The 16,138-nt window shown below is 64.5% G+C and carries 16 protein-coding genes and 1 pseudogene; 1 reads left to right on the forward strand and 16 read right to left on the reverse strand.

Features of this window, described 5'->3' with window-relative positions; all coding sequences use genetic code 11:
* Nucleotides 1–2 precede the first annotated feature (2 nt).
* From F6X37_RS19650 to F6X37_RS19670, 5 genes are read right to left on the reverse strand one after another with little or no spacing between them, the layout of a single operon-like run.
* Entirely contained in the window at nt 3–1,145 is a 1,143-nt protein-coding gene (locus F6X37_RS19650; RefSeq protein ID WP_187612465.1) for an amidase, read from the reverse strand.
* On the reverse strand, nt 1,142–1,672 hold the full coding sequence (locus F6X37_RS19655; RefSeq protein WP_410451383.1) for a nuclear transport factor 2 family protein: 531 nt from the start codon (nt 1,670–1,672) through the stop codon (nt 1,142–1,144). The genes F6X37_RS19650 and F6X37_RS19655 overlap by 4 nt, the downstream gene beginning before the upstream one ends.
* Nucleotides 1,665–2,042: a hypothetical protein gene (locus F6X37_RS19660; RefSeq protein WP_187612466.1), complete on the reverse strand. Its 378-nt coding sequence runs from the start codon at nt 2,040–2,042 to the stop codon at nt 1,665–1,667. The genes F6X37_RS19655 and F6X37_RS19660 overlap by 8 nt, the downstream gene beginning before the upstream one ends.
* A 52-nt stretch (nt 2,043–2,094) precedes the next feature.
* Nucleotides 2,095–2,595 carry an aromatic-ring-hydroxylating dioxygenase subunit beta gene (locus F6X37_RS19665; protein ID WP_026226450.1) on the reverse strand — a complete coding sequence of 167 codons (501 nt, stop codon included), beginning with the start codon at nt 2,593–2,595 and terminating at the stop codon, nt 2,095–2,097.
* Nucleotides 2,592–3,875 carry an aromatic ring-hydroxylating oxygenase subunit alpha gene (locus tag F6X37_RS19670; protein ID WP_187612467.1) on the reverse strand — a complete coding sequence of 428 codons (1,284 nt, stop codon included), beginning with the start codon at nt 3,873–3,875 and terminating at the stop codon, nt 2,592–2,594. Before F6X37_RS19670 ends, F6X37_RS19665 begins: the two co-directional genes overlap by 4 nt.
* A gap of 175 nt (nt 3,876–4,050) precedes the next feature.
* On the opposite strand from F6X37_RS19670, the gene F6X37_RS19675 reads away from it, so the two are divergent.
* A complete protein-coding gene (locus tag F6X37_RS19675) occupies nt 4,051–4,971 on the forward strand; it encodes a LysR family transcriptional regulator (protein ID WP_187612468.1) in 921 nt (306 codons plus the stop codon).
* Between the two features lie 15 nt (nt 4,972–4,986).
* Here F6X37_RS19675 and F6X37_RS19680 read toward each other — a convergent pair whose 3' ends face one another.
* From F6X37_RS19680 to F6X37_RS19730, 11 genes and pseudogenes are all read right to left on the reverse strand, one after another.
* Nucleotides 4,987–5,955, reverse strand: a complete 969-nt coding sequence (locus F6X37_RS19680; protein WP_187612469.1) for a PDR/VanB family oxidoreductase — start codon at nt 5,953–5,955, stop codon at nt 4,987–4,989.
* A gap of 252 nt (nt 5,956–6,207) precedes the next feature.
* Nucleotides 6,208–6,366, reverse strand: a pseudogene (locus F6X37_RS37995) (MFS transporter); the annotation flags it as partial.
* A 69-nt stretch (nt 6,367–6,435) separates the two neighbouring features.
* Entirely contained in the window at nt 6,436–7,212 is a 777-nt protein-coding gene (locus F6X37_RS19690) for an enoyl-CoA hydratase (protein WP_184004534.1), read from the reverse strand.
* Nucleotides 7,209–8,417 (reverse strand): CaiB/BaiF CoA transferase family protein, encoded by a 1,209-nt coding sequence (locus F6X37_RS19695; protein WP_184073037.1) that lies wholly within the window; start codon nt 8,415–8,417, stop codon nt 7,209–7,211. The genes F6X37_RS19690 and F6X37_RS19695 overlap by 4 nt, the downstream gene beginning before the upstream one ends.
* Nucleotides 8,418–8,609: 192 nt before the next feature.
* The gene (locus F6X37_RS19700; protein WP_187612470.1) at nt 8,610–9,512 is read right to left on the reverse strand and encodes a LysR family transcriptional regulator; all 903 of its coding nucleotides are present in this window, start codon (nt 9,510–9,512) and stop codon (nt 8,610–8,612) included.
* A gap of 136 nt (nt 9,513–9,648) precedes the next feature.
* On the reverse strand, nt 9,649–10,956 hold the full coding sequence (locus F6X37_RS19705) for an MFS transporter (protein ID WP_187612471.1): 1,308 nt from the start codon (nt 10,954–10,956) through the stop codon (nt 9,649–9,651).
* Nucleotides 10,957–11,127: 171 nt separating this feature from the next.
* Nucleotides 11,128–12,048 (reverse strand): LysR family transcriptional regulator, encoded by a 921-nt coding sequence (locus F6X37_RS19710; protein WP_187612472.1) that lies wholly within the window; start codon nt 12,046–12,048, stop codon nt 11,128–11,130.
* 49 nt (nt 12,049–12,097) lie between these two features.
* Nucleotides 12,098–12,802, reverse strand: coding sequence for an EthD family reductase (locus F6X37_RS19715; protein ID WP_187612512.1), 705 nt, complete (start codon nt 12,800–12,802; stop codon nt 12,098–12,100).
* Between the two features lie 2 nt (nt 12,803–12,804).
* Nucleotides 12,805–13,326 carry a 4-hydroxyphenylacetate 3-monooxygenase, reductase component gene (gene hpaC, locus F6X37_RS19720; protein WP_187612473.1) on the reverse strand — a complete coding sequence of 174 codons (522 nt, stop codon included), beginning with the start codon at nt 13,324–13,326 and terminating at the stop codon, nt 12,805–12,807.
* A 20-nt stretch (nt 13,327–13,346) separates the two neighbouring features.
* A complete protein-coding gene (locus F6X37_RS19725; RefSeq protein WP_187612474.1) occupies nt 13,347–14,564 on the reverse strand; it encodes an acyl-CoA dehydrogenase family protein in 1,218 nt (405 codons plus the stop codon).
* Nucleotides 14,565–14,599: 35 nt separating this feature from the next.
* Entirely contained in the window at nt 14,600–15,955 is a 1,356-nt protein-coding gene (locus F6X37_RS19730; protein WP_187612475.1) for an MFS transporter, read from the reverse strand.
* Nucleotides 15,956–16,138 lie beyond the last annotated feature (183 nt).

Raw genomic sequence — 16,138 nt, forward strand, 5'->3', positions numbered from 1 at the left:
GTTCAGGCGGATTGCGCGAGGCGCGCTTCGAGGTGCGCGGCGACCGCGCACACCGTTTCGTCGTCGTTCTTGCGACCGATGATTTGCAGGCCCGCCTTCAGCGTCGAGCGTTCGATCGGAACGGGCAGGCTCAGCGCCGGATGCCCGCTCAGGTTGAACGGCCGGATCAACGACGACATGCCGATCACCGACGTGCCGGCGCGTGCCGCTTCGAGCGTGATCGGCAATGAGGGCAGCGTCGGCAGCACGAGTACGTCGACCCGGTCGAGCGCGCGGTCCACTTCGTCGGTGAAGGTGCGGCGCACGCGTTCCGCCGCGTCGAGATCGGCGGCGCTCGTGGCCGCGGCCGCGCGCAGGCGCGCTTCGATATCGGCGCCGAGCTTGCCGCTTGCCACCAGATGGCCGAATGCGCGCGATGTCTCCGCGTTGATCACCGCGAGGCCGGCCGTGAATGCGTCCTTCAGGGACGCGAGTTCGATCGCTTGCATGGCGAGTTCGGACTTTCCGACCGCGTCGGCGATTGCTTTGGCGATGTCGTCATCCGCGTCGACTGCGACCATGCCGATGCGCAACTGCGAAACGTCTCGACGCGCATCGTCAGCGCGAAACGAAGGATCGATCGCCGTCATCACGCGAATCAGCGTGTCCGTCTCGCGCGTGAATGGTCCAACGCAGTCGAGTGTCGTGACGCGCGGCGCCACGCCGAGCCGCGACACGCGGCCGAACGTCGGCTTCAGGCCGATAACGCCGCAGCATGCGGCCGGGCCGCGGACCGAGCCACCGGTGTCGGTACCGAGCGCGGCGTCCACGAACTTCTGCCCGACCGCCGACGCGGACCCGCTCGACGATCCGCCCGGAATGCGTGCCGCGTCCTGCGGATTGACCGGCGTGCCGGAAAAGTCGTTGATGCCGGTCATGCCGAACGCGAGTTCGTGCATGTTGGTTTTGCCAGTGACGCGCCAGCCGGCGTCGAGCAAACGCCGCACGACTTCGGCGTGCTCCGATGCAAGCGGTGCGTCGGCAAGCGCGCGGCTTGCCGCTGTCGTCGCGTAGCCGGCGACGTCGATGCTGTCCTTGATCGCGATCGTCGGCGCGTCGGCGCTGTCCGTCGCGCTCAGATCGAATGTCTGCAGAAATGCGCTCATGCCGAAACTCCCTGGGCCGGGTTGACTTGCCACGGTGCATCGAAAAGACGCTCGGTACGGAAATGGCGGATCAGCCATGTCGCGCTCGCATCGTGAGTGGCGGGCACGAAGTCGACTTCGAGGCGCGCCGCGATCAGTTCCGCTTTCGCATCGACATAACCCGAAGCCTGCAACATGATCCAGCGACCCTTCGCCGTGTCGCCGTTCACCTCGATATGCTCCGCAGTCAGAAAGTGCACATTGCTCGCGAAGTGCGGCGTGGGCGGCAGATAACGCTGCAGCATCGCGACGATCTGCGCCGGCCCTTCGAGACGCCCGAACTTGTTCGCGTACTGCGGGCCGATGCCTTCCCAGATCGCGTCTTCGGCGAACAGCGCGGCGAGCGCCTCGCCTTCGAGCGCGCGCATGGGCACATCGCACAGCGCCATGTAGCGTGCGATCGTCTTACGCACCGCGTTCTGTGCTTCTAGCGCTTTGACGCGCGCGAGCAGCGCGTCGATAGCCGGATCGGTCATCGCGTCACGCATGGTTGGCGACCGCTGGCGGCACCGTCAGCGCACGGCCCACGCGCGCCTCGATCTTGCCGTAGCGCCACAGGTTGTAGTCGCCGACCGGCGTCGTCCGATACAGATTGCACACGGCCACCGCGGTATCGAAGTCGGCGACGTCGGCCATGATGTAGAACGTCCACGGCGCGCCATCGGCGTTGCCGACCACGAGCCGATCGTCGTCCATCACGCCCAGCACGCGCACGTTTTCCATCGCTTCGATCGCGTTCAGCATCTTGCCGTACGCTTGCCACACTTCGCCGATCTGTTCGCGCGGCAAGTCGAAGAAGTTCTGCGAGACGCCGCAGCAGAACAGCACACGCAAAGGCAGGTCTCGGTTGTCGCTCATGGGAACGTTCCTTGGTTCGGTTGATAGCCTTCGAGTGTCGGCATGACGACCGTCAGAGCAGGAAGCCGATCGCGCTCAGCGCATCGGTGGAATCGATCAGGCGGATCACTTTCTCGACGAGACGCGGCTCGCCGCTCGCCATGCTGATCTTGTGCGTCAGATCGGCCGCGAAGATCGTCGACGTGCCGCGCTTGTACGCGATGATGATCTGCGACGACTTCACTTCGACCACGTCCGCGCTATCGCTCGCGAGCGTGAAGCGCGACACCGTGCGCACCGTGCGCGCGGCATCCGACGCGGATGCCGAATAGCCCGACGTCATGCGCTGCACGCGCAGCTCGCGCATGTGCTGATCGTCGTACGCGTAGTTCAGCGTTGCCGCGTAATCGGTCGTGTTCGGATCGATCGGCACCACGTAGTGGCCCGCCGGGTCCCACAACTCGAGCCACTCGCGATAGTCGCGTCGATCGAGCAATTCGGCTTCGCGCCAGATGAACTCGATCGCGCGCGCAAAGGTCTGGTGGGAAAAGAGTGCGTTTCTGTCGTCCATCATGCCTGCTCCATCATTGCGCGCCATTGCTTGTAGGCTTCGCGCATGCCGGTTTCATCGGTTGCGTGGGCGGTTTTCTCGCCGTTCGCGGCGATCGTTTCGCGATTCAGACCGCGATTGACGAGGATCGGTACGTCCGGTCCCGCATGCGAGCCGCGCTGCACGCGCTCCCACGCTTCGGCGTCGTCGGGACTGCCGAAGCCGAAGGGGCCCTGGAAGTGCTCGTGAATGCGCAGGCGCACGCGGTTCGCTTCGTCAGGACCGCCGTCCATCGCGAGCGCGACGTGGCGAATCTCCGTTTCCTCGGCGGAAATCGGCCGCAGCACACGGAAGAACGCCATCGACAGCGCGAGATTCGGGAACAGGTTCAGGTTGAAGCCGACGCCCATCAGCGAGCGCACGATGCGGCGCACTTCTTCCGGCGGGTGCTTTTGCGCGAGTTGCGCGGCGAGTTCGCTGAAGCGCTCGGGCAGCGGCGCGCCATCGTCGCGGTCCAGATCGACGATCTCGGGCATCAGCACCGCGAGGCTGTGACCGTTGCCGAGCGAGCGGCAGAACGCCTGGTCGCTCGTCATGAAGCTGGTGATCGCGGCGGCGGTTTCGTCGTCGATGGACTTCATCCACGACTTGTGCACGACCGGAAAGTGGTACAGATCCGTCGTGTTTTCGAGCTGGATCTTCCAGTTGCCCTTGAACTTGAACTTGTGCTCGCCGTTGGCCTTGATCGGATAGCCCGCGCCCTGCTTCATGAACAGGTCGATCCACGGCTTCGCGCCGCCGAGGAAGTCTTCGAGCGGTTCGATCGTTTCGTTGAAGCTCGCGAAAATGAGGCCCTGATAGACGCCCACGCGCAGCTTTTTCAGCGGCAGATCGCCCTTTTCGCATACGCCTTCGTAACCGTCGCCGTACGGCAGAGCGCGCAGCGTGCCGTCGAGCGCATAAGACCAGCTGTGATACGGGCACGTGAAGCCCTTCGCATTGCCCTTGTGCTCTTCGCACACGGTCGCGCCGCGATGCCGGCAGCGGTTTTGCAGCACGTTGACCGCGCCGCTCTTGTCGCGCACGACGATCACCGGCTGCCGGCCGATCGTCGTCGTGATGAAATCGCCGGGCTTCGGCAGCTCGCTGTCATGCGCGACCCAGATCCACGTCTTGTAGAAAATGCGCTCCAGTTCGACTTCGAACAGCTCGGGATCGTAGTAGAGGGAAGGCGCGATGCGATCGGCCTCGGCGCGCCTGGCTAAAGCGCTGGTGTCGATGGTTTGATAGGTCGGCGTACTCATCGTATGCGGGGGGCAGTTGCGTGGTTGGAATGAAGACGCACATCGACGCGACGAGTCGCGTGCAACACATCAGCGCATCCTCTCGTTGACATCAGTCTCGCTTTGCGACGATCATGCGTCAAATCGATTAAAAACAGGTTGTCGAATAAGTTCGGCTGATATCACAAGAGACCCCATGACCTCCATCGACCACGTCGATCTCAATCTGCTGAGGGTGTTTCAGGCGATCGTCGAGGAGCGCAGCCTGACGAAAGCGGGCGAACGCCTCGCGCTGTCGCAGCCCGCGGTCAGCTACTCGCTCGGCCGTCTGCGCACGATGTTCGACGATCCGCTCTTTATCCGCACGCGCGCGGGTATGCAGCCGACCCCCGTCGCGCTCGAGCTGGCGGAAATCGTCGGCCACGCGCTCGATACCGTGCGTCAGGCGCTGCGTTACGCGGAACGTTTCGATCCGGCGACGAGCACGCGCACGTTTCGTCTGTCGCTATCGGATGCGGGCGAAATGGCCTATCTGCCCGCGCTGTGCGCGGCGCTGCAGAAGTCCGCGCCGCGCGTGAAGCTGGTCGTCGAGCCGTTGCCGGTGGAGGAGATCGAGGAGGCGCTGCGCTCGAGCCGGTTGGACTTCGCGATCGGCAATCTGCCGTCGCTGCTGCCGCGCACGCGGCATAGCCTGCTGTTCGAGGAATCGTATGTGTGCATGACGCGCAAGCGCCGCGACCTGCCGAGCGGTGACACGCTGAAGCTCGACCGGTTTCTGGCCGCGTCGCACATCCAGGTGCGCTCGCTCGAACATAGCCACCATGCGCTCGACGACGCGCTGCGCGCGCAACGCGTCGGCCGCAATATCGCGTTCGCGTTGCCGCACTTCGTCGCGGTGCCTGGCGTGCTGGCCGCGACGGATCTGTTCGCGACGCTGCCCGAACGGCTCGCGCATATCCTCAATCGCGGCGACGCGTTCCGGATCTATGCACTGCCCGTGCCGCTGCCGAAGGCCGCCGTGACGATGCACTGGCACGAGCACTTCCACGAAGACGAAGGCATCGCGTGGATGCGCAGCCTCATCACCGAGATCCTCGCGGGATTCGAGAAAATGTGATTGCGCGCAGGCGAATCAGAGGTCGAGCACGAGCACGGGAGTGCGCGAGCGCGACACACAGCAGCAGATCACGCTCTTGCTCGCGCGCTCGGCCTTGCTCAGGCAGTGATCGCGATGCTCGGGCTCGCCGCTGACCACATCGACCATGCAGGTACCGCACACGCCTTCGCCGCACGACGTGTCCACTTCGATACCGATCGACGCGAGCGCGTCGACGATCGACGTGTTCGCATCGACTCGCACGGTCTGACCGCTACTCGCGAGCTGCACGTCGAAGCTGTCGAGCGACGCTTCGGCCGCAGGCGCCGGCTCCGCCTTGAAGCGTTCGAGATGAATCGCTTCCGCGGGCAAGCGTTGCTGAGCGCTCGCTACGACAAAATCCATGAACGGCGAGGGACCGCACGTGTAGACATGCGCGTTCGCGCCTGCATCGAGCAGGCACGCATCGAGCGCGGGTTTCAGCTCCTCGGGCTGCACGCCGAAATGCAGCTTCACGTGCCGTGCGAACGGCTCGCGCGTGAGCAGCGTCATGAAGGCCGCGTGCGCCTCGCTGCGCGCGAAATAGTGCAGCGTGAAGCGCGCGTGCCGCGCGGCGAGCCGATAAGCCATCGACAGCAACGGCGTAATGCCGATGCCCGCGCCGATCAGGATGTGCTCGTCCGCGCTTTCTTCGAGACGAAAAAGGTTGCGCGGCGCGCCGACCGACAGTTCGGTGCCGACGCTCACCTCTTCATGAAGCGAGCGCGAGCCGCCGCGTGATTGCTCCTCCTTCTTCACCGCGAAAATCTGCGACTCGATACACTCCGGGTCGCCGCACAACGAGTATTGCCGCGTGACGCCCGAAGGACTCGTGACGTCGATATGTGCGCCGGGTTCGTAGCGCTCGAACGGCAGCCCGTCGAGCCGCGAAATGCTGAACGAGCGGACCCCGTGCGCTTCTTCGCACAAGGCGTCGACGCGGACTTTCAGGGTTGAAGCTTGCATGATTGCCTTCCGATGTATTCCTGGGGGGACGATATGCCGAGATTAGCGCCCCGCATCGGATAAGCAAAATAGATTAAAAAACCGTGCTTGCATCAATGCGATTTATTTTATGCTGAAGTGTCAAGCGCCCGACAGCGCGTCCTCCTTGCGTTGCGATTCGCTGCGCGGCTGCGTCGCGTCATTCGAAAACGGTATGTTCGGCTTCATGAAGAAGCTCAGCACGATGCCGAAGAGCATTACGCCGATCGACAGTGAAAAAATGATGCCGAGCTGCGTATTGCTGAGGCCGAACTCGCTCTTGAACTGCCCCGCTGCCGTACTGATGTTGACGCGATCCACATAGGTGATGAAATACATCAGGCACAACATCACCAGCACGGTGGTGGTGGCCTTCAGCGACAGGCGTTTCATGTGTCGTCCTCCAGATGTCATTTATTTTTTGCGGTGAAGCCCTGCCATTGCGCGTGCAGCGCAGGACGCTCAGCCTTTCGGCGTTCCCGAGCCGAAGGCCGCGACGGCGTCGCGGAACCGCTGGCTGCCGTACACCTGCTCGACGAGATCCTCGTCTGCGAGGCTTTGATCGATCACGATGCGCCGCAAGCTCTCCTTGACCGCGTGCTGCGTCACGGGCGATAGCGCAACGAGCCGCTCGGCGAGCGCGCACGCCGCGTTGCCGACCTGTTCCTTCGCCGTGACGTCATACACATAGCCGCACGCGTGCGCTTCGGCGGCGCTGAGGAAGTCGGAGAGCAGCAGCATCTTCTTCACGCGCGGCACGCCGAATGCCGCCACGAGCCTCGCGAGATTGCGTGACGACAGCGTGTTCGATAACGTCTTTGCGATCGGCGCGCCGAAGCGCGAGCCCTCCGCACAGATGCGGAAGTCACACGCGGTAGCGATGGCGAGTCCGCCACCCACGGCCCAACCGTCGATCGCGGCGACGGTGGGCACCGCAATGCGTTCGACCGCGTCGATCACCTGTTCGACGAGCGCTTCGTATTCGACGCCCTGCGAGCCTGCCGTAAAGTCGCGGAAGTAGTCGATGTCGGTGCCCGAGATAAAGGACTTGCCGCCCGCGCCGCGTAGAACGATGCAACCTACGGTTTCGTCCGCGCGGCATTGGTCGATCAATGCCAGCAAGGTCTCGTACATCGGAATCGACATCGCGTTGTGCCGCTCGGGGCGGTCGATCACGATCTGCGCGACCGACTCCGTCAGACGTTCGAGCCTGACTTTCTCACTCGTCGCTTCGCTCATTTCGCGGCCCCGTTGATCTCTGCGTAAAGCTCGTCGTTGTGCTCGCCCAGCCGCGGCGGATGGCGTCGCACGCGCTGCGGCGTGCCGAGCATCTTGACCGGAAAGCCGATGTTCTTGACCTTGCCTTCAACCGGATGGTCGATCTCCATGCACATGCGGCGATACTGCGCATGTTCGCTGCTGAAGGCTTGCGGATACGACAGGATCGGTCCGGCGGGAATGCCCGCGGCCAGCATCGTCTCGATCCATGCCTCGCAGTCGCGCTGGCCGAACGACTTCTCGAGCGATTCGATCAGCGCTTCGCGGTTCTTCAGGCGCAGGGAAACGGTCTCGAACTCGGGATTCGTCAGCAGATCGGTCCGCTCCAGCAGTTCGCAAAGACGCGACCACAGCTTCTGGTTGGTTGCGCCCATCACGAAGTAACCGTCGCGCGCCTTCACGGCCTGATACGGCGCGCTCATCTTGTTGCTGGTGCCAAGCGGCGTCGGCTCGACACCCGTTCCCCAGTAATCCGACATATCCCAGATCGAGAAGGCCATCGCCGAATCGAACAGAGACGCGTCGATGTGTTGCCCTTGCCCGGTCTTCTGCGCGCCGATATAAGCGGAAAGCACGCCGTACACGGCGAACAGCGCACAGCCGATGTCCGCCACCGGCACGCCGGCCTTCACGGGCTTGCCGCCTTTGTAGCCCGTCACGCTCATGACGCCGGACATGGCCTGCGCCATCAGGTCGAAGCCGGGGCGCTGCGACCACGGGCCGCTCTGACCGAAGCCCGAGATGCTCGCGTAGACGATCTTCGGGTTGATTTCACGGATCGTCTCGTAATCGATCCGCAGCCGCTGAACCACGCCGGGCCGATAGTTCTCGACGATTACGTCGGCGGTCCTGGCCAGCTTGTAGAAAAACTCGCGCCCTTCGTCGGTCTTCAGATCCAGCGCGACCGAGCGCTTGTTGCGGTTCATGTTCAGAAAGCCCATGCTGTCCGGGCCTTTCATCTTGAAGCCCATGGCGCCGCGCGTCTGGTCGCCTTCGAGGGGTTCGACCTTGATGACGTCCGCGCCGAGATCGGCGAGCATCATGCAGGCGAACGGGCCGGCCATCACCTGGCTGACGTCGAGCACACGGATGCCCTGCAGCGGCAACGGCCGGTTGTCCGTATCCGCGTCGTCGCTGGATGGTGTTTGTGCGTGGCTTTGCGTCATGTCGTCTCCTGTTTTTCCTGCCGGGCCGCTGTCGCGCGGCCGGCCGTTGCAGCACCGTGTAGGCGTGCGTCAACTGTCGCGCACGCGAGGGTGCCGCCGCAAGAATGCGACGGTCATACCTGGTTTCGCAAAAGACGAAGGGGGTGCTTTGCAGTCGAGGGCGTCGAGCGCAGGAACTGCTGCGCCCGCGCTTCAGCGGCCGGCCACGCGCCGTCCGGCCGTGAGCGCGGCTTCGACGTTGCGCAGCGTCTGCGCCTGCGCATGTCCTTCCACACAAGACAGTACGTAGCTACGTTGATGCCAGTCACCCGCGAGCTCGACGACGCCGAGGCCGTCCTCGGGATGGAAGCTGCGCAGCACGTCGGGCGGCATCAGACCCACGCCGAGCCCGTGGCGCACGACGGCGAGCATCGTGTCGAAACCATTGACCAGATAGTCGCAATCGAAGCGGCGGCCGCGGCTGTGAAACGCGCGCTGCACGGCGGCAAGGATTGCCGAGCCCTTGCCGAGGCTGACGAGCGGAAGCTCGAGCAAAACGTCGAGCGTGATCGGCTGCGGATCAAGATGGAAATGTGCACGGCTATAAACGAGCACCAGCCGGTCCTCGCGATAGCGCATTTGCGGCAGATCGAGAAAGCCGCTCTTCTTTTCGTAGATGCCGATGTCGATCATCTTGTCGCGCAACATCTGCTGCACGATGCGGCTGTTTTCTTCGACGATCTTCAGCGAGATGCCCGGATAGGCATTCCGGATCGCAGCGATATCCGCGGCGAGAAACTCGATGATCACGGCTTTCGGCGCGCCGATCACGATGCGTCCGTCGAACCCGCTCACGAGTGCCTGCGCCTCGCTCGCGAGCCGGTCCACCAGCGTGTCGACCTGCTGCAGATAGCCGAGCAGCTTGCCACCCGACTCGGTCATTTCCACGCCGTGCGGTACGCGCCTGAAGAGCTTCGTGCCGAGTTGCTCCTCGAGATCCGACACGCGCCGCGACGCCGCCGCCACCGCGAGCCCCAGCCGGTTGGCCGCCCGCGAGATGCTGCCCTCTTCGACCATCGCGACGACGAGACGAACGGTGGTGGTGTCGACTTTCATGCGCTGACATGAGGACCGGGTCTTGGGGGAGTGCCATGTTACCGCACTCCTTTACCTCAGACTGCGCGGGCCAAAGCGAAGCCTTCGCGCGATACACGTCACCGCACGAAGGCTTGCACGCCAGGCAGGCGAAGCATTACGGCTGATGCGTTTCGTGCGTGAACTTCAGCGTGACGACTGTGATGAGACCGAGCACGATCAGGAACACGGCAACCGGCCAGTAGGCCTGATAGTGCGCGAGCAGCGCGGTCGCGATCAGCGGCGACAGGCCGCCCGCGAAGATCGACGCGACTTCGTGACCGAGCGCCACGCCGGAATAGCGGACTTCGGTGCTGAACAGTTCGCCGACGAGCGCGGGCAGCGTGCCGATCATCGCGCCGTGGCAGACGGCCGTGCCGAGCAAAAGCGCGAGCCAGATCAGCGGCGTGGACTGCGTGTTGAGCAGCCAGAAGAACGGAAACGCCATCACCACGAGCGACACCGCGCCGATCATATACACCGGCTTGCGCCCGATGCGGTCCGACAGCTTGCCCCACGCGAGCATCGCGCCCATTTCGACGACCATCGCGAGCATCACGCCGGTCAGCATCACCGAATTCGAAATGCCGACGAACTTGCCGTACACGAGCGAGAACGCGAGAAAGATATAGGCGCCGCCGTTTTCCGCGACCCGCAGACCCATCGCCATCAGGATCTCTTTCGGGTGACGCTTGATCGCTTCGAGCACCGGCATACGCGCGGTCTTGCCGGCTTTCTCCGCGTTCTCGAAGTCGCGGCTCTCCGGCAGGTTGTGACGGATGTACACGCCGAGCGCGAAAATCACGATGCTCGCGAGAAACGGCAGACGCCATCCCCATGACATGAACTGATCGTGCGGCAGCGCTTGCACCGCGAGGAACGCGCCCGCCGACAGCACGAAGCCGCCGCCCACGCCGAGCTGACTCCACGCCGCGAAATAGCCGCGTTTTTCGGGCGGAGCGTTCTCGCTGATCATCAGCACGCCGCCGCCCCATTCGCCACCTGATGCGATGCCTTGCAGCAAGCGCAAGCCCGCGAGCGCCGCGGGGGCGGCCAGACCGACGTGCTCATAGGTCGGCAACAGCCCGATGCCGAAGGTCGCAAAGCCCATGATCAGCAGCGTCCAGACGAGCGACGCGCGGCGTCCATAGCGGTCGCCGATATGCCCGAACACGATGCCGCCCAGCGGACGCGCGACGAAGCCGATCGCAAACGCGGCAAACGCCCCGATCGTGCCGATCAACGGGTCCGCGTGCGCGGGAAAGAACAGTTGCCCGAGCACGAGCGCAGCCGCGGTGCCGTACACGAAAAAGTCGTACCACTCCATCGCGTTGCCGGCCACCGACGCAATGATGATTTTCCTGAGTGCGCGATCCGACTCTGCTGTGGCGCGCCCGGCCGCGATCGGGGATTGAACGGAGGACATGTCTGCTCGCATTTGAATTGGGGAGATGGCGGCCTTTCAGAAAAGGCTTCGCACGATACGCAGTGTCGAGGCGACAGATAGTGGCGTCAAATTAGCCGAAAAGCAGGGCGGGTATCAGTGCAGCTAATATGCCCGGCGTGCCCGGGCACCCGCGGGCAAGCTCACGGGCGCTCAGCGTGCCGGCTGATGAAACATCGTATGGATAGTCTCGCGCAGCCACGCGATGCCGGGGTCCGCCGCGAACTGCGAGTGGGAGTGCACCTGAATTTCGATCGGCGGCAGCGGAAACGGCAGCGGCAGAATCCGGAACGCCTTGCCGCGGTTGAAGCGCTTCGCGATGCTTTTCGGAAAGATCACGGCAAGATCGGTATTCATCACGATCTCGGGCGCGACGACGAAATGCGGCAGCCGCAGCACGACCTCGCGCTTCAGGTTCAGCTCGTCGAGCCATTGCTCGACCATCCGATGCCCGGTCGCATTGGTGCTCGCGTACACGTAGCGTAGCGCGGTCAGATCTTCGCGGCTCGGCCTCGTCTTGCGCAGCGGATGACCGGCGCGCACCACGCACACGTGCTCGTCGACGAACAGCGTCCGGCTCACGCAGCCCGCGTCGAGACCCGGCACATAGCCGAGCGCGAGATCGACTTCGCCGGCGCGCATCGCCGCGCTGACCGACTCGACCGGCACATTGGCAACCTCGATGCGGATGCCGCGCGCTTCGCGATCGAGCAGCGCGGCGAGCGGGGGCAAGAAGTAGAACTCCGACATGTCCGACATCGACACGCGAAACACCCGTCGCGCGGTCGACGGCTCGAACTTCGCCAGCTGCTGCACGGCTTCGTTGATGATCGCGAACGCTTGCGCGAGCGGCGGATAGAGGCGGTACGCGGCATCGGTGGGGACCATGCCATTGGGCGTGCGCGAAAACAGCGGGTCTTCGAACAGAGTGCGCAGACGGCGCAGCGCATGACTGACCGCCGGTTGCGTGAGACCGAGCCGATCGCCGGCCGCCGTCAGACTGCGCAGGTCCCAGATCGCGAGGAACACGCGCAGAAGATTCAGATCGGCGATGCCGGGATTCAGCTTGTTCATGCGCAGCTCTCGCAAACTAAGGCATGTCGCTGGCCGCGCGACGCGCCGGTCAATATGCGGCGAGGTTACCGTAGATGCTGCGCATTGCAAAATGCGGCGTCGCCCCGCTGTACGGCGGCAGCGCGTGGAAGTCGCGGCGCATCGCATCGCGCACCGGCGACGCGAGCGCATCGGTGAGCGCGCTCGCATCGTCGAACACGACCTTGTTGCGTTGCATCGCGCTCGCGCGCGCAAACGGCAAACCGCTGCGGCTGTCGATGCGCGTGTAGATCTCCATTTCGCGCAGCGCGGGCAATTGCAGCATCAACGGCGGATGATGCGCCAGATAGTGCGTAAGCCACGCGTTGAAGTCTTGCGCGACGCCTTCGTATGCGACCAGATAGGTGCAGCGTTGCGCGTTGTCTTCGACCGACGCAGCCTGCGGTGGCGCGAAGATGCGCACGGCCATCACCTGCTGCGAGAAGCTTTGCGGGCTGAATTCGGCGCGCGCGGCCGAATGCAACGCGTGCGCGATCGCGCCGTCAGGTTCGAGCGCGGCTTCGAGCGGCTCGAGTTCGTCGAAGTACCACTGCAGCACGCAAGACGGCGCATCGGCCGCCGGCGCGATACGCGCATCGACCTGTCCCGCGATCGGCTCGTGCACGATCAGCTTGCGCAGCCCCGCGACTTGCGTGGCGGCCCGCAGCAGCGCGCGCGGGTCCGTGAGCGATTGCCGCGCGTCGCTCGTGCCGATCAGAAAGAGACAGACCTGCATCGTCATGCCGCCTCGCAAGCCGCGACACCGGCACGCGCAAGCCGGTGGAACTGCCTGCCGAAGTAGACGAGGCCATCGCCGTCATCGCGCGTGGCGATCCGCTCGATCCGCACGAACATCACCGAGTGCGAGCCCACCGTCTTGCTGTCGACGATCTGTCCTTCGAGGCTCGCGAGCGCGTCGCCAAGCACCGGAGCGCCGAGCGTTCCCGGCTGCCACGCGCATTGATCGAAACGCGCGTCCATCGAGCAACCCGTCATGCCCGCGAACACGCGCGCCAGGTCCTGGCAGTGCGCGCCAAGGATGTTGATGCACAGGTTCGCGTTTTCGTGCATCACGTCATGCACATAGCTCGATTGATTGATGCACACCAGCATGGTCGGTGGCGTATCGGTCACCGAACAGACCGCGCTCGCGGTGATGCCGCAGCGCCCGCGCGGACCATCGGTCGTGATGATGTTGACGGCCGCGCCGAGGCAAGCCATCGCGTCGCGGAAGTGCGTGCGCGTTTCGTCGTGCGTCATGACAGTCGCTCCTACGTCGCTCAGGGATAGGGCGTGACCGGCGGTATGCCGACGAACAGCGCGCCCGACGCGTCGTAGGTGCCTTCGCCGAGAAACGCGTGCTGCGTGACGACGATCGAATCGCGCACCATCCGCTGCATGCGGCTCTCGCGATAGATCGCGCCGATGCCAGCCATCTTGTACGCCTGCATGACCACCTCGGCGCACGTATGCGCGGCATGCGTCGCAGAGAGCCGCAGCAGATTGGCCTCGCTGGGCGACACGGGGTCGCCCGCCATGACCGTGCGCCACGAAGTTTGCGCCGACTCGAAGAAGAACGCGCGCGCGCTGCGCAGATTCGCTTCCGCCTGCGCGAGACCCGAGCGATAGTACGCGCGGTCGGCAAGACGCGGCGCGCCGGTCGTCGTTCTGGTTACGCCGGACATACCGGCCAGCAGGTCGAGCGCCGCGCGCGCGAGCCCGAGGTTCACAGCCGCATGCACCTGTGCCTGATATGCGACGGCGGGGTAGCGGTAGAGCGGCTCGTCGATCAGCGGCGCACCGCCGCGCACGAAGGTCCATTGCTCGTCGACGAACTTGTTTTTCAGGCGCAAATCGTGGCTCCCGGTGCCTTGCATGCCGACCACGTTCCAGTTGTCGACGATCTCCACTTCGCTCGCCGGAAACACGGCCGTGAACGGCTTGCCCGCGTTCGTGTCGCCGACCTTGCCCGGCGCGCCACCGATGCCGACGCCGATCCAGTCCGCGCCCTTGCAGCCGCTCGCGAAACGCCATTGACCCGACACGACGTAGCCGCCGGGCGCACGCTCGGCCGGTTGCAGGGGATACAGGCCGCCCGCGAAAACCTGGTCCGGACCGGACGCGTAGATGCGGGCCTGAGTCTCGACCGGCAGCGACGCAAGATACGTGTTCGCGGAGCCAAAGGCCGCGACCCATGCGGTCGAACCATCGGCGATCGCGATGCGTTCGAGCATCGCCAGAAACTGTGGCGGCGGCAGCGCGTCGCCGCCGAAGCGTTTCGGCGTGCTCGCGCGGAAGATGCCCGCGCGCTTCATCTTCGCGATCATGTCGCGCGGGACGTGTGAAACCGCATCGAACTCGTCGCGGCGACGCTCGACTTCGGTGATCAGGTCATCGAGCGACAGCGGGCCCGTGTATTCGGGGTAGTCCTCCTGCGTGTCGATGATGGGTGCGTCGGCGGTGCAAGCGCGGGCGCTGGCGGTATGAACGGCGTGCATGCGCGTTACCTCTTGATTCGGTGATGTGAACGATGTCATTCGGTTTCCTGATGCGCTTCGATGCGCATCGCTTTCGGATAGGTCTCCCGGGCGAGCAGGGTCGCGATCACGGTGATCAGACCGAGCACGCCGAGATACAGAGCGACCGGCGTCGCGCTGCGATAGTGCGCGAGCAGCGCCGCGGCGATCATCGGCGACAGGCCGCCGCCGAGCACCGAGGAGATTTCGCGCCCGATGCCAAGCCCTGAGAAGCGCAGATGTACCGGCAACAGTTCGCTGATGAACGCGGGCTGCGCGCCTTCGAGGATGCCGAGCGTGAGGCTGTTCGCCAGCACGAGGGCCGTGATCACTTTCCAGTATTCGCCGGAGCCGAGCAGCGCAAAGTACGGCCATGCGACGAGCACCAACGCAATCGCGCCGGCGAGATACACGGGCTTGCGTCCGACCTTGTCGGTCAGGTAGCCGAAGAACAGCGAGAACGGAATCATCAGCAGCATCGAAAGAGTCAGGCCGCCGAGGATCCAGCTCGATTTGATGCCGAGGAACTGGCCATACGCGATCGAGAACGCGAAGAAGATGTACGACGCACCGCCTTCGCCGAAGCGCAAACCGAAGATCGTCAGCACTTCGCGAGGACATTGCCGCAACACTTCGATCACCGGCATGCGGGTGTCGCGACGCGTTGCCTTCGCTCGAGCGAACGCGGCGCTTTCGCCGACCGAGCGGCGCATCCACAAACCCAGTGCGACGAGTGCGGCGCTGCAGAGGAACGGAATGCGCCAGCCCCAGCTCAGGAAATCGGCAGACGACAGGTTCTGCACCAGCAGGAACGCACCGGTCGACAGCACGAAGCCGAGCGCCGCGCCGCACGGACTCCATGCGGCGAGCGCGCCGCGCTTCGATTGCGGCGCGTTCTCATGGATCAGCAGGATGCTGCCGCTCCATTCGCCGCCCGCGGCGAGCCCCTGCACGATGCGCAGACACACGAGCAGCGCCGGCGCGGCGAGGCCGATCTGCTGGTAGGTGGGCAGCACGCCCATCAACATAGTCGCCGTGCCCATCGCGAACAGCGTCAGCATCGTCACGAGCTTGCGCCCGTAGCGGTCACCGAGATGTCCGCACAGCACACCGCCGATCGGCCGCGCGATGAAGCCGACCGTGAAGCCGCCGAACGCGGCGATGGTGCCGGTGAGCGGATCGCTGCCGACGGGGAAGAACAGCTTGCCGAACACCAGCGCGGCGGCCGTTCCATACAGGAAGAAGTCATACCATTCGAGGATTTGACCCAGCACGGCGGTCGTGACCGCGCGTCGTACGCCGCTCGTCGCGGCGGCGGATCGGCGTGATGCGAGCGGGGCGCTCAGATCGGAATTCACGGCGTCAGAGTTCATGGCTCAGGGAGAACGAAGATTGAGGTTCCCGCATGACGATGGCTCTACGCAGCGGGGCGAATCACATCCGGACGACATGGCTGCACGATATGAGCGGCGATGAACGCGGTCAAATTCGGGCCAAAAATGGTCGATATGAATGGCGTGCATGGGCGACGCCCGGATCGAGCGACGCGCGAATGG

The sequence above is a fragment of the Paraburkholderia sp. 31.1 genome, assembly GCF_014397645.1.
Taxonomy (GTDB): Bacteria; Pseudomonadota; Gammaproteobacteria; order Burkholderiales; family Burkholderiaceae; genus Paraburkholderia; species Paraburkholderia tuberum.

Coding starts and splice junctions, on each gene's coding strand:
- F6X37_RS19670 (WP_187612467.1), bottom strand. CDS start 3,875: ATGAGTACGCCGACCTATCAAACCATCGACACCAGCGCTTTAGCCAGG.
- F6X37_RS19675 (WP_187612468.1), top strand. CDS start 4,051: ATGACCTCCATCGACCACGTCGATCTCAATCTGCTGAGGGTGTTTCAG.
- F6X37_RS19710 (WP_187612472.1), bottom strand. CDS start 12,048: ATGAACAAGCTGAATCCCGGCATCGCCGATCTGAATCTTCTGCGCGTG.
- F6X37_RS19730 (WP_187612475.1), bottom strand. CDS start 15,955: ATGAACTCTGACGCCGTGAATTCCGATCTGAGCGCCCCGCTCGCATCA.
- F6X37_RS19715 (WP_187612512.1), bottom strand. CDS start 12,802: ATGCAGGTCTGTCTCTTTCTGATCGGCACGAGCGACGCGCGGCAATCG.
- F6X37_RS19695 (WP_184073037.1), bottom strand. CDS start 8,417: ATGACGCAAAGCCACGCACAAACACCATCCAGCGACGACGCGGATACG.
- F6X37_RS19700 (WP_187612470.1), bottom strand. CDS start 9,512: ATGAAAGTCGACACCACCACCGTTCGTCTCGTCGTCGCGATGGTCGAA.
- F6X37_RS19680 (WP_187612469.1), bottom strand. CDS start 5,955: ATGCAAGCTTCAACCCTGAAAGTCCGCGTCGACGCCTTGTGCGAAGAA.
- F6X37_RS19705 (WP_187612471.1), bottom strand. CDS start 10,956: ATGTCCTCCGTTCAATCCCCGATCGCGGCCGGGCGCGCCACAGCAGAG.
- F6X37_RS19655 (WP_410451383.1), bottom strand. CDS start 1,672: ATGCGTGACGCGATGACCGATCCGGCTATCGACGCGCTGCTCGCGCGC.
- F6X37_RS19725 (WP_187612474.1), bottom strand. CDS start 14,564: ATGCACGCCGTTCATACCGCCAGCGCCCGCGCTTGCACCGCCGACGCA.
- F6X37_RS19665 (WP_026226450.1), bottom strand. CDS start 2,595: ATGATGGACGACAGAAACGCACTCTTTTCCCACCAGACCTTTGCGCGC.
- hpaC (WP_187612473.1), bottom strand. CDS start 13,326: ATGACGCACGACGAAACGCGCACGCACTTCCGCGACGCGATGGCTTGC.
- F6X37_RS19660 (WP_187612466.1), bottom strand. CDS start 2,042: ATGAGCGACAACCGAGACCTGCCTTTGCGTGTGCTGTTCTGCTGCGGC.
- F6X37_RS19690 (WP_184004534.1), bottom strand. CDS start 7,212: ATGAGCGAAGCGACGAGTGAGAAAGTCAGGCTCGAACGTCTGACGGAG.
- F6X37_RS19650 (WP_187612465.1), bottom strand. CDS start 1,145: ATGAGCGCATTTCTGCAGACATTCGATCTGAGCGCGACGGACAGCGCC.